Genomic DNA, 12,689 nt, shown 5'->3' with positions numbered 1-12,689 from the left:
GTTCCTAGAACATGGTGGGCAGCACGAGCGCCCCGACCAGGCCCAGCGGGCCGATCACGACCATGGACATGCCCCACCGGGTCAACAGCTTGTTGATGCGCGGGCGCTCGTCTTCCTCGACGGTGGCCACTAGCGTGGCCCCCACGGTGGAGAACGGGGAGACATCCACGATCGAGGAGCAGACACCGAGCGCGGCGATCAGGGCCCAGCCGGCAATGTCGCCGGATGCCACCAACGGGATGGCCAGCGGCACCAGGGCCGCGAGCATTCCGGTGGTGGAGGCGAAGGCCGAGACCAGGCCGCCAATCAGGCAGATGACCAGGGCCGCGACAATCGGGGCGCCGATCCGGCTGGCCGCCTCGCCCAGCAGCTCGACGGCTCCCATTTTCTGCAGCACGCCGACGAAGGTGATGATGCCGCCGACCATCAGGACCGTGGACCAGTCGATCTTGGCCACTGCGGTCTTTCCGGTCTTCGGGTCGACCAAGGTCATGACCGAGGCGAAGGCGAAACACAGGATGCCGATGTCCGGGTCCAGTCCGCACATTGCCAGGACGATGACGCTGGTGAGCAGTCCGAGCATGCACAGCACGGTGACCAATTGGGTGGTGTTCATCCTCGTGCGCACGGCCGGCGCGGCGTCGGCCTTCTCCAGGGTCTGCAGGCTGCTGCGTGCAGCCTCGGCGCTGCGGCGGGTCAGTCCCTCGCGCTCGAACGGGTGGGCGGGAAGCGGTCCGCGGCCCGCAAAGCGCGGTGCTGCCGAGGGGCTGAAGGACCCGCTCGCCCGCGACTTGAGCAACCCGAAACCGCCGAACATGGCGTAGGCGGCGATCATCAGCACGAGGTTGGCGCCAAGCGCGACGCCGAAGAGCAGCAGCGGGTTCAGCGGGATTCCCACCGAGTGGGCGGTCCCATAGGTCACGATGCCGAAGAGGCTGGTCGGGGCGAATCCTCCGGCGCTCAGGCCGCAGCCGATGGCAAGTCCCATCAGCATCCGGTCGATGCCGTACTTCTTGGCCAGCGGCATGCCGATGGGGGTCAGCACGAGGCCCGCCAGCGGGGAGCCCATGGCCGATATGCCGACGGACAATGCGAAGAAGACGATGGGGAGAACAAAGGCGTTGTCGCCGACCTTGGCAATGGCGGATTCGATGATCCTGTCGACGGTCCCGTTCTCCTGGGCGATGGCGAAGAAATAGGTCACCCCCACGAGCAGCACGAGGATGGAGACGGGGAAGCCCCCGATCACCTGCTTCATTTCCAGGTCGGCCAGCCAAATGCCGACACCGGCGGCCGCGGCGAACATGATGACACCGAGGTGCACCTTGCGAAGCGTGGCCACGGCAAAGATTCCCACGAAGATCAACAAGGCAATGATTTGAGAACTCACGCTCGTCCTTTCACTTGCACATCCTGCGGTTCACTAGTTGAACCGACGGTTCATTTTCGGAATTCGGATGTAAGCTATATCACAACAGGGTGTTGGTCAAGGGAAGGAACGGGTATATCCACGGTGAGTACGCAAAGCGTGAAGACGGCAATCCAGGTCATTGAGACAATCTCGCTGCACCAGCCCATCGGGCTTTCGGACATTGCCAAGCGGACCGGAGGGTCAAAGGCCACGGTCCTACGCATGCTCGCGACACTCAAGGAGATGAATTGGGTGCAGCAAAGCGATACGCGGGATGCGGCCTGGTCGCTCTCGTTTCACGCGTATGCAGTGACCGCCCGTGCTGGCCTAGGCGTTGACCTGCGGGACATTGCCATTGGCCCGATGAACGGCCTGCAACTGGACACCCGGGAAACGGTGCACTTGTGTGTCCCCGACGGCAAGTCGCTGGTTGTCATCGAGCGGCTCGACACCCCGCACGTGCTGCGCGCGTTTCTGGCGCTGGGAACCCCCATTCCCCTGCACGCCTCGGCAACCGGGTTAGCCTTCCTGGGAGCGTCCGCCGACGAGTTTGTCCGCGACGTCCTTGCCGGTCCGCTGGAGGGCGTCAGTGAGCAAACTGTCACCGACCCCGAGTCCGTGTGGAAACTGGTGCGCGAAACGCGGGAGCGCGGCTACGCCATCAACGAGGAGGGGTTGAGCAGCGGCATCACGTCGCTGGGGGCGCCCATCGTGAATTCCGCGGGAGTGCCGGTCGGCAGCGTGTCGATTTCCGGGCCCTCGAGCCGCATCGAGCCAGCAAAGTATGAAGAGTACGGCACCGCCGTCGTGCGAACCGCGGGCGAAATCAGCGCGCTGTTGCGCGGTAGCCGCTAAGGGCCCCTGCACGCGCACGGTTCCGTCGAAAGCCCGTATATATGCCTCCGGCCAGGCCTTCGGTAAGAAGACCTGGCCGGAGGATTGAAGGTCTTCGCTACTTGCCGAGCTTCGAGTACAGGGCGCGGACAGCCGCCTCGACGCCGGTGCTCAGTGTCGGTTCCATGACCGGGGCGAAGAACGGCGAGTGGTTTGCCGGCGGGTGGCCGGCGGCCAGGGTCTTGGCGTCATTTCCGCCGAAGAACCAGAACACCGAGGGCACGCCGATCGCCGCGGCCAGCGCACCGAAGTCCTCGCTGCCCATGACCGGCGAACCCTGCAGGACCCGCTCCTCGCCGAACTCGGCGCGGAATTCCTCGGCCAGCTTTTCGGTTTCGGCCGGGTCGTTGTAGAGCGGCGGGAAGTTGGAGATGTCCTCGATCAGCGGCTCGGGCGCGCCGGAGGCCTCTGCCTCGGCGGCAATGATGCGCCGGATCGAGGTGAGGACGATGTCCCTGACCTCCGGCTCGAAGGTGCGCACATTGATGGTGAACACGGCGCGGTCGGGGATGACGTTTTCCTTGAGCCCGGCGTGGAACGACCCGATGGTCAGCACGGCCGCGGACTGCGGGGCGACCTGGCGCGAGACGATGGTCTGCAGGCGCAGCACCATGGACGCGCCGAGCACGATCGGGTCGATGGAGTGCTCGGGCATCGAGCCGTGGGAGCCCTGTCCGAAGACGGTGACCTTGAAGGAGTCTGCGGTGGTCATGGCCGCTCCGCCCAACAGCGAGACCGTGCCGGTGAGCCCGTTCATCACATGCTGGCCGAACATGATCTCCGGCTTGGGCGCCTTGTCCCAGAGCCCGTCCTCAACCATGGCGCGGGCGCCGGCGGCGGTTTCCTCGCCTGGCTGCAGCACGAACACGACGGTCCCGGCCCAGGCATCGGTGGCACCGGCGTAGAGCTCGGCGGTCTTCAGCGCAGTGGCCATGTGAGTGTCGTGGCCGCAGGCGTGCATGGTCGGGACCTCGGTGCCGTCATCCAGGGAACCTGTCGCGGTGCTGGCATAGTCGAGGCCGGTGTCCTCGAGCACTGGCAGCCCGTCGGTGTCGGCGCGCATGCCGATGACTGGTCCCTCGCCGTTGCGCAGCACGCCGACCACGCCGGTGCCGCCGCAGCGGAACACCTCAAGCCCCAAATCCTCGAGCCGCTTGGCCAGGTAGTCTGCGGTCTTGTGTTCCTGCATGGACAGCTCGGGGGTGGCATGCAGGTACTTGTAGGTCTCGCCCATTTCGGCCGCCGAGGCCGCGGACATTTTCAGGGACTGGGGAATCGTGGTGTTGGCCATGGGGCTGGGGGTTCCTTGCTTTGGGTTGGCGGCGGCACCGCAGGGTGCCGCCGCCGGTCAGTATTTTTGCAGTGAGTGTTTTAGCGGGTCGGTACGGTTGCCGGGGGTGCCGGTCAGTACATCGGGCCCTCGGGGGTGGCGTCCACCGGGACGTCTTCCGGGGTGCCCAGGGTTTTGCGGTCGCGGAACACCCAGGCGAGGACGGCCGTGGAAATCACGGCAACGGCGGTGGAGAACAGTCCGAAGGGCTTGTAAAGCTGGGCGAAGAAGACCACGATGACCGAGACCACCAGTGCGATCACTGCCGATCGAGGGGCCTTCTGGCTCACGATGGCCTGAACGACCACCGCGCCCATGACGGTCGGCAGGATATAGAACTGGACGGTTTGGATGATGTCGACCGGAATCACGCTGACCAGCCAGGTGCCCAGCAGGCCCACGAAGATGAACAGGGACGACAGGTGGACGGCTGCCGCGCCGCAGATGGCGGCGACCGAGGCCAGTTCGCCCTTGCGGGTGCCCGGCTTCACGCCGATGGTCGCCTGGGCGATCATCGCCGCCGGCAGCAGCTTGTTGGAGATGTTGCCGATCATGAAAGCCTGGTACATGGAGGAGGCGCCGAGGATCGGGAAGTAGGTCAACGGCTCGACGATCCAGATGACGCCGAAGACCGCGGCAAGGGCGGCGAAGGCCGTGATGATGCCGGCGATTTCGATGTCGAGGCCGGCGAAAAAGACCAGGTAGGCAGGGGCGGCCAGGGAGAAGAACAGGCCAATGATCATGGTGATCCGGCCCCAGCGGGAAGTGGTCTTGTCAAAGGCGCCGAGCGCCTGGTGGATTTCTGTTGCATTGCTCATGATGTGCTCCTGGAAATCTTGGCGGCGGCTAGAGGCGGGTGGCGGCGTAGGTGATGGCCAAGGCAAGGATGATGGCAATGCCCAGCGCCCATTCCTTGATCCACGGCCTGTTGACCCGTTTCGCGATGACCATCAGGATGGTCATGATCGCCGCCGAGGACACGAAGGCGACAACGTGCAGCCACGACTTGGGCAGTTCGCCGATGCCCAGCACCATGAAGGCCGCAACCATGGCGGCACCCGGGACGACCAGCATGATGGCCGGGTTGACCTTGCGCAGGGCGGAATCGCCGCGCTTGAGGAGCGGGGTGAGGATGAGGGTGGCGATCATCCACATGGCACCGCCAAGGCTCATTGCGGCCAAGGCCAGGCCGAAGACCGCCTGGGTGTAGGTGGGGCCGCCGAGTTCCGCGCCGGCCGTGTTGGCGGCAATGGCGGCGGCGGCGGTTTCGTAGGACACCGAACCGATCAGGCCGATGCGCACCAAGACCGCGGGTGTGCCGAAGATCGTGAGCAGGGCAACGGCGACAAGGACCACGGCAAGCGAGGGGCCCAAGGCTGAAACGGCGCCGGCGCGGAAGCTTGTCTTCAGCTCGGCCTGGGTCATCCCAACATGGGGTGCGGCAATCTTGGCTGCCTTCATGTAGATGACGGACTGGACGATGATGACCAGGAAGACACCGATGGCGCAGGCCCAGAGGACCGGTGAATTGGCGACGGCGAGGATGTCCGTGGAGTTGCTGTCCGCAACGGCGGGCAATATGGCAGGTATTTGCATGGGGGAGTTCTACCGTTCATCGAAGGGTTCAGTGCGGTGGGAGCGGGCGTATGTTGTTGCCAGGTGCCACCGTGCCCGCTCTGTCCTGAACCTGAAAGTGAAACCGGTGCCCCATGGCACCGGCGTGCTTCGTCGGTGAGCCACCCGTCCCGGCGGCTGCTCTCCAGAGTTTCCTCACGCGGCTGTTCTTGGTACCTGAGAGATTGCGGGTGCTTGCCCCTTCGGTGCCCGAGTGGTGTCCGGGACTCTCCAGCCGCGCGTGATCGGAAGACTATTCAGTTGTCGGCGGCTGCTTGTCCGCTGGAAGCCAACATTACTTGACGTGGGTCACAGCGGCACTCTTTATTTCAGCCGACCGAACGGTCATGAATTTCTTTTTTCCGATCCGACAAGGAATGGCCTAGGGAGTGAGGGTGATTCCAGCTCGACGCGGGGTTTCACAACGACTTGGTTCCACTACGGGAGAGTGTTCCCATCCGTCCGCGCCAGTGGTTAGCCTTGGGAATCGGCAGGCCTGCGCCCGTGGCCCGAGCTGTTGGACAGCGGGTGCCCGTTCCGCCCCTGCCGCCCATCAACGCGCCACACAGGATTCCCGGAGGTTCCATCCATGTCGGCAAACAAGGACACCGTCAGGAAGTACATCGACGGATTCAACAAGTCAGATCATGCCCAGATCCTTTCCTGTCTCACCGAGGACATCGAATGGACGGTCTTCGGCCACTTCCGGCTCAGCGGCAAGGATGCCTACGACGGGGCGATCGAAAGCCCGGACTTCAGTGGGCCGCCGGTCCTGGAAATCGTGCGCCTGGTCGAGGAAGACGACGTCGTCATGGCCGAACTCTCCGGCGAGGCACACCGTGCCAACGGTGCGACCATGCGCATGACCATGGCAGAGGTCTTCGTGATGCGCGATGCGTTAATCACCGAACGCCGCGCCTTCGTCATCGAGCTGACCGAGAACGACTACAAATAGGCGGCGGCGATTGGCCTGCGCCTCGAGTGACGGGCCGCCGCTGCGCATCTGGGATAGGTTCTTAGGAGGGAAGCGGCACCCTTGATCGGGTTGCCCGGCGATCAACGGGGATGGGCAACTGGATGAGACTGCGTGAATACGTCGGTGCGGCACTGGACATCGTTTCGGGTGCACTGACTCCATTCATGGCCGACCACCTTGCCCGGCAGAACCAAACCGCCGGCTGGACAGGTCTGCTGGACCGGCTTGAGAATGCGTTGGGGGCCGAACCACCGACCGTCCCCGCGGCATTGCCCGCGCAGTTGGGCAGGCTAATGGCAACTCCCGGAGCAGCGGGGCACGTGATCATGCTTTCGGCCGGGCAAGAGCAGCTGGCCGCGAGGCTGCGCGACGTGGCCAACGACTGGGAATTGGGTGCCGGCTTTAGTGCCGCTGCCGTCCAGCGGAACCTGGCGACCTGTGCCCAATTTCTCCGGGCCCTGGGCCTGGAACATCCGGCACGGCGCGTGGACGAGCTGGCCCGGGCCGCCGCGGAACACGTCGAAGACCCGGAGGCCACGGAGGAATCCACCGTCGATGCGGCGCCTGCAGGGAACGGTGGACGCGTCCGGATCGACATCGCGCACGGTCCTTCCATCAACTACGCCTCGGCCCACACCCATGCCCGAATCCTTGAACGCGTGGTACTGGAGAACCCCCGCCCGGAACCATTGTCGATCCTGGTGACGGCCGTGGTGATGGCAGGCAACCTGCCGGTCTCCGCGGTGGCCGAGAGCCGCCTGGAACTCCCGCCGGGTCTGAGCACGCTCCATGACCTGGACGTGGCGCTGGACCCGGCGGCCTTCGCCTTGATCGACACCCGCCGCCCGGGCAGGCTCATTGTCAGGGTGGCCGAGAACGGAAAACTTGTCGCCGAGGAATCGGGCGCGGTCGAGCTGCTTCCGGCCGGTTACTGGCCGGGTGCAGGCACGCAGGCCAATGCCGAACTTTTGGCCGCGTTCGTGCAGCCGCAGCATCCGCAGCTCACCGGGATCCTCTCCGAGGCCGGGGACCTGTTCCGGGCGCGCAGCGGGACCGACTCGCTCGACGCCCGCCAGGGCGGCGCCCAGCGGGTTGACCAGTCCGTCGAATGCATCTTTGAGGTGTTGCGCGCCCGTGGCATCCGGCTCGGCAATCTGCCCGCAAATTGGGACCTGGCCGATCTCGGGGGACAACACGTCCGCGCAGCCCAGGAGGTCCTCACCGAACGGCTCGGAACCGCCCTGGACACCACACTGCTGATGTCCGCGCTACTCGAGCGAGTGGCCATCAACTCGGTCATCTGGCTGGTGTGCGGCCATGCGTTCCTGGCCTATTGGCGCACCCCGGACGGCGCGCTGCCCAGCAGCAGCCTCGATGCCGAGGGAGCCCGGTCACTGGCGAACCTTGTAGACGCCGACCACCTGCGCATCGTCGAGACCACCGCGATCACCACCGACGGGCGCCCGCCCATGGCGGAAGCCGCAGCCGCGACCAAACTGGCCCACGCACAACTTCCGTCGGCAGCCGGGTCGATGGTCTACGCCATCGACATCCGCCAGGCGCGGCGCAGCGGCATCAGTCCGCTGCCGGCCCGCGGCATCTCGGAGTTCGGCAAGCCCGTCGTGGTCGAGTACCGGGCAGCGGCGCCCGACACCCTCGAGCGCTTTTTCCGGGAAAGGACAGAACGCCGCCAGGCAGCCCCGGCCCCCACCGTCCAGGCGGCGCCGCCGCGCATCACGGCGTGGAAGAACGGGCTGCTGGATCTCTCCCTGCGCAACCGCCTGCTGAACTTCACCGAGCGTTCCCGGCTCCCGCTGGCGATCCCCGACTCCGTTCTCGCCGGACTTGAGGACCTGGTCAACCACGGGCGGAGCATCGAGTTGCTGCCCGCCGACGAGATCGGCGCGCTCGAGAAGGAGAGATACACCTCGGGGCCGTTGCTGCCGGTCGAACGCCGGATCGAGTTGCTGCTGACCCGCGGCCGGGCCTATACGAAGCTCGAGTCGGGAACCTACCTCACCCGGCTGCGCCGCCTGGCCAGCCAGGCCAAGCGGATCATTGACGAGAGCGGCGCCAACAACCTCTATCTGGCACTGGGCTCACTGAGCTGGTCGATGGACGGACGCGCCCTGCGCTCGCCGCTGTTCCTGGTGCCCGTCACCCTTCGGCCGGCGGGACGCGGCAAGCACTTCCGCCTGGAAATCGACGAGACCGGCGCCTCCGCCCCGAACTATTGCCTGAGCGAGAAGCTGCACGAGCAATTCAACCTGCGCATCCCCGGATTCGAGGATCCGGTGCGCGACGGGTCGGGAATCGACCTCGAATCCGCCCTGGGCGCGCTGCGCGCCGCTCTGGCGGACGCCGACCTGCCCTTCCATGTGGAGGGCACCGTCGATCTGGCGATCCTGCAATTCGCCAAGTTCCGGATGTGGCGGGACCTGGACGAAAACTGGGAAACCTTCATGTCCGCGCCGCTGGTGCGACACCTGGTGGACACGCCGACCAGCGAATTCACCGACCCCGCCGGAACCGGCACCGGGCAGGGCGTTGACCTGGACCAGCTCGCCGCCAGGCTCCCGGTCCCGGCGGATGCCTCCCAGCTGGAGGCGGTCGCCGCCGCGCACGCCGGGCACACCTTCGTCCTGGAGGGCCCGCCGGGCACCGGCAAGTCGCAAACCATCACCAACCTGCTGGCCCATGCCATGGCCTCCGGGCAGCGGGTGCTGTTCGTGGCCGAAAAACGGGCGGCGCTCGAGGTGGTGAGCAAGCGGCTGAACGAGGTGGGCCTGGGCGAGTTCGCCCTGGACCTGCATGACAAGGGCTCCTCGCCAAACGCGGTGCGCGCCCAGATCAAGGCATCCCTTGACCACCTGGTCTTCGCCGACACGGCGGGGATGGAATTGGCCTCCACCGACCTGTCCTCCTCCGTCCACCGATTGGCCGGGTATGCGCGGGACCTCCACGAGGAAAACCCCGCCGGCTACTCCACCTATGCGGCGTACAACACCGTCCTGTCCATGGATCCGGCCATTGCCACATTGCCCATCCCCGAACGCTTTGCCGCGCAGGCCTTCCCCGCCGCAGTTGACGAGGTGCGCCAGGCGCTGGTGCGGCTCCCGGACACCGCGGGTCCGACCAGGCCGCGGGACGAGCATCCCTGGGGATTCATTGGCGGACCGTTGGGTGGTGAACTGCAACAGGCAGTACTCGATGCGGTGCAGGCCCTCGACCTGGCCCTGCACGGCGCCGGCACCCTGACGCGCGATCCGGGCGTGGCCTCCCTGGTGGAACGTGCCCCGGAACCCCAGGACCTGCGCGCCCTGGCCCGGCTGCTGAAAGCCGGGGTCCCGCTGCCGGTTCTCGATGCCGCGGCAACGGTGGAGTGGCGCTCGCGCAGCGGGGCGCTGCTGACCGAAGCGACCGCGCTGGTCCAGGAGATGGCCTGGCTGCCGGAGCTCGTGGAGCCGTCGGTGCTTCGAATGGATCTTGCCCCGGTTCACGAGGCAGCCACGCTTGCCAACAGGTTCGGTTTCCTGGGGATCGGCCGGAAGAGGCGGCGCCTGCAGGTCATCGCCGAGCACTTCGGCCAGCGCTGGATCGGCGGCGAGGACACGGCGCAACATCTCGTGGCCAGTGTGGAGGGCATGATCGAGGCGCGGGCGCAGTGCGCCAAACTCGTCGCGGGCCTGGGCTCCCTGGCCGGAATCACCCTGTCCGGGAACTGGAACCCCTTTGTCGACGGCGACATCGAATGGCTCGCGCGGCGGCGGGAGAACCTGGTCCAGCTGGCGGACCTGCTCGCACCTGCCGGGCGGGACCGGGAGTACGCGGCGCTGCTGCGCGAGGTCCTTGGACAAAACACCCCCGCAGATCCGGCGCGTGCCGGGGAACTGGAGCGGGTCGCCGCAGCGTGGGACGCGTTGCGGGAGGCCATTGCGCCCGAACCGCGCGCCGGGCAGGCCTGGCCCGACACCGCTGGCTTCCTGGGCAGGTACCGGCGCACCGGCCAGGACCGGGTCACCGGGCGCGACGCCGAGCGCGGGCTCGAACGCTGGGTCGCATTTGTCGAGGCGCTTGAACCGCTGAAGGACCACGGCCTCGGTGCGGCCTGGACGCAACTTGCCACTGGCGCGATCCCGGCCGAGAACGCCCTGCGCGGGTTCTTGCGCGGCACCGCCGAGTCGGCCCTGGCCGAACGGCTTGCCACCCACGGATTCGATGAATTCAGCACCGCTGCCCAGGAGCGCGCCATCGCGCGATTCACCGACTCGTCGCGCCGGCTGCGCCGGCACGTGGCCAAGTCCCTGCCCGAGGCGATCACCCGCCAGCGTGCGCAGAAGCTGAAGCAGGCCGAGAGCCGCGTGGGGGAGCTGGCCCGCCAACTCGAACGCCGGCGCGGAGGGCTCAGCGTGCGCCAGCTCATGGACTCCTACGGGGACCTGGTCACCACCATCCTGCCCTGCGTGCTGGTCAGCCCCGACTCCGCCGCCCGGTTCTTCCCGCCGCGGGCCGGCGAATTCGACATCGTGGTCTTCGACGAGGCCTCGCAGATCCGCGTGGCCGACGCCATTGGCACCCTGGGCCGGGCCAGGTCCGCGGTCATCGTGGGGGATTCGAAGCAGATGCCGCCGAGCTCCTTCGCCGAGGTCTCCGTCGAGCCGGACGAGGATCCGGAATCGGGGCTGCTGGTCGCCGACGAGGAATCGATCCTGTCCGAGGCGGTCATGGCCAGGGTGGCCCGCCGCTGGCTGTCCTGGCACTACCGCAGCCAGGACGAATCGCTGATCGCCTTCAGCAACCGGCACTACTATGACGGCAAGCTCTCATCCTTCCCGTCCCCGCGCCACGGTGCCGCGCACGCGGGTCCTGACGGCTACGGCATTTCCCTGGTGCGGGTCGATGGCACCTTCCACCGCACGGGGCCCGCCGAGGTGCTGCGCACCAACCCGGTGGAGGCCGGGCGCATCGTCGCGGAAATCAAGGAACGATTCGATGCCTCCCCAATGTCCACGCCGTCCATCGGGGTGGTCACCTTCAACGCGCCGCAACGCGATTTGATTGAGGGCCTGCTGCGTGATGACCCGGACGAGCGCCTGGGTGCCGCGCTGGAAACGGACGACGAGGGATTGTTCGTGAAGAACCTGGAGAACGTGCAGGGCGACGAACGCGACGTGATCCTGTTTTCCACCGCCTTCAGCGCCAACGCACGCGGGAGGCTGCCGCTGAACTTCGGCCCGCTGAACAATGTCGGCGGCGAGCGCCGGCTGAACGTGGCCATCACCCGTGCACGGCGCCAGGTCGTGGTGTTCTCCAGCTTCGACCCCGCGGACCTGCGGGCAGAGGACTCCTCGGCCCTGGGCATCAAGCACCTGCGCGCCTACCTTGACCTTGCCGCAGAGGGCACCCGCACGCTGGAAAACGGGTCGGATTCGGCCGTGGCGCGGGACCGGCACCGCGAGCAGGTGGCGGCGGCGCTGAAGGAGCGCGGCCATGCGGTGGCGACGAATGTGGGACTCTCGGACTTCAGGATCGATCTGACGGTTGCGAATCCCGCCCGCCCGCCCGAGCCGTTGCTGGCGATCCTGTTGGACAACGGGCCGTGGGCGCGGCGCCGGACCGTGGGGGACCGCGACGGCCTGCCGCAGGAAATCCTGCGCGGCCTGCTCGGTTGGGAATCGGTCGCGCGGATCTGGCTTCCGGCCTGGCTGCAGGATGCCGGGGCCGTCCTGGACTCCCTCGATGCCGCGGTGGAAAAGGCAGGCAAGGCGCGGGCGGCGCGGGAAGCGGCTCCGGCCGCCGTGAAGTCCCCGGGCGAAGGCCAGGCATGGCGTGGCAGCCGGGACGGCGCGGCGGATGGGCGACCGGAAGCCTACCCGGGCAAGGCCACCGCGTACACGCCGTGGGACGCGCGCACGGCGGGGACGCTCGGCGACCTTGACGAACTCAGGAGCGCTGCCGGCAAGAAGAAGGCCGCCGCGCTGCTGGGCGACATCGCGGGGGCGGAATGGCCGATCCACGAAACAAGGCTGGCACGATTGGCCATCGGCGCCCACGAATCCGGCAGGATGTCCGCGGCGCGGGAGAAGTCCATGCTGGCGGCACTGCCGCGGAAGTCCTACACGGTTGATGCGGAGGGCTTCATTTGGCCCTCCAAGCAGGACCCTGCCCGGTGGGTCGATTACCGCACCGGCTTCGCGTCACACGGTCTGGACATTGAGGACATCTGCCTCCGGGAAATCGCCAACGTGATGTGCGCCCGGGCGTCGCTGGCCGGGGAGTCCGGGGTCGACGAGCTCAAGCGCGAGGCCATGAGTGTCCTGGGATACGGACGCATGACGCAGAAGGTTTCCGCGCGCCTGCAACAGGGCCTGGAACTGGCGGTCCGCGAACAGCGCCTGGAATCCGTCGCCGGCAGGATCCGCCTGGCTGGCTAGTGCGCTGGTGCCGGAGCCGGTGAGGAAGTT

At 67.0% G+C, this 12,689-nt stretch carries 7 protein-coding genes and 1 riboswitch; of the genes, 3 read left to right on the top strand and 4 right to left on the bottom strand.

Annotated elements, in window-relative coordinates:
- Positions 1–4: 4 nt before the first annotated feature.
- The gene (locus ABD687_RS11220; RefSeq protein WP_302264192.1) at positions 5–1,390 is read right to left on the bottom strand and encodes an SLC13 family permease; all 1,386 of its coding nucleotides are present in this window, start codon (positions 1,388–1,390) and stop codon (positions 5–7) included.
- A gap of 123 nt (positions 1,391–1,513) precedes the next feature.
- Between ABD687_RS11220 and ABD687_RS11215 the strand changes: the two genes are divergently transcribed.
- Positions 1,514–2,266 (top strand): IclR family transcriptional regulator, encoded by a 753-nt coding sequence (locus tag ABD687_RS11215; protein ID WP_302264193.1) that lies wholly within the window; start codon positions 1,514–1,516, stop codon positions 2,264–2,266.
- A 97-nt stretch (positions 2,267–2,363) separates the two neighbouring features.
- Here ABD687_RS11215 and ABD687_RS11210 read toward each other — a convergent pair whose 3' ends face one another.
- From ABD687_RS11210 to ABD687_RS11200, 3 genes are all read right to left on the bottom strand, one after another.
- Complete coding sequence (locus ABD687_RS11210; protein WP_310291174.1) at positions 2,364–3,596, bottom strand: amidohydrolase; 1,233 nt, start codon at positions 3,594–3,596, stop codon at positions 2,364–2,366.
- Positions 3,597–3,709: 113 nt separating this feature from the next.
- Positions 3,710–4,453, bottom strand: coding sequence for a hypothetical protein (locus ABD687_RS11205; RefSeq protein ID WP_310291176.1), 744 nt, complete (start codon positions 4,451–4,453; stop codon positions 3,710–3,712).
- A gap of 28 nt (positions 4,454–4,481) precedes the next feature.
- Positions 4,482–5,231, bottom strand: a complete 750-nt coding sequence (locus ABD687_RS11200; protein ID WP_302264198.1) for a DUF5058 family protein — start codon at positions 5,229–5,231, stop codon at positions 4,482–4,484.
- Between the two features lie 172 nt (positions 5,232–5,403).
- Positions 5,404–5,494, bottom strand: a riboswitch (glycine riboswitch).
- Between the two features lie 344 nt (positions 5,495–5,838).
- Between ABD687_RS11200 and ABD687_RS11195 the strand changes: the two genes are divergently transcribed.
- Both ABD687_RS11195 and ABD687_RS11190 read left to right on the top strand, forming a co-directional pair.
- Entirely contained in the window at positions 5,839–6,204 is a 366-nt protein-coding gene (locus ABD687_RS11195) for a nuclear transport factor 2 family protein (protein WP_302264214.1), read from the top strand.
- Positions 6,205–6,326: 122 nt separating this feature from the next.
- The gene (locus tag ABD687_RS11190; RefSeq protein ID WP_310291179.1) at positions 6,327–12,659 is read left to right on the top strand and encodes an anti-phage protein ProA; all 6,333 of its coding nucleotides are present in this window, start codon (positions 6,327–6,329) and stop codon (positions 12,657–12,659) included.
- Positions 12,660–12,689 lie beyond the last annotated feature (30 nt).

This window comes from Paeniglutamicibacter sulfureus (assembly GCF_039535115.1).
Taxonomy (GTDB): domain Bacteria; phylum Actinomycetota; class Actinomycetes; order Actinomycetales; family Micrococcaceae; genus Paeniglutamicibacter; species Paeniglutamicibacter sulfureus.
This window is presented reverse-complemented; position numbering and strand designations above follow the sequence as displayed.

Bases quoted from the DNA above. Each gene is read 5' to 3' on its own strand.
- ABD687_RS11200 (WP_302264198.1), bottom strand. From the start codon at position 5,231: ATGCAAATACCTGCCATATTGCCCGCCGTTGCGGACAGCAACTCCACG.
- ABD687_RS11190 (WP_310291179.1), top strand. From the start codon at position 6,327: ATGAGACTGCGTGAATACGTCGGTGCGGCACTGGACATCGTTTCGGGT.
- ABD687_RS11205 (WP_310291176.1), bottom strand. From the start codon at position 4,453: ATGAGCAATGCAACAGAAATCCACCAGGCGCTCGGCGCCTTTGACAAG.
- ABD687_RS11210 (WP_310291174.1), bottom strand. From the start codon at position 3,596: ATGGCCAACACCACGATTCCCCAGTCCCTGAAAATGTCCGCGGCCTCG.
- ABD687_RS11195 (WP_302264214.1), top strand. From the start codon at position 5,839: ATGTCGGCAAACAAGGACACCGTCAGGAAGTACATCGACGGATTCAAC.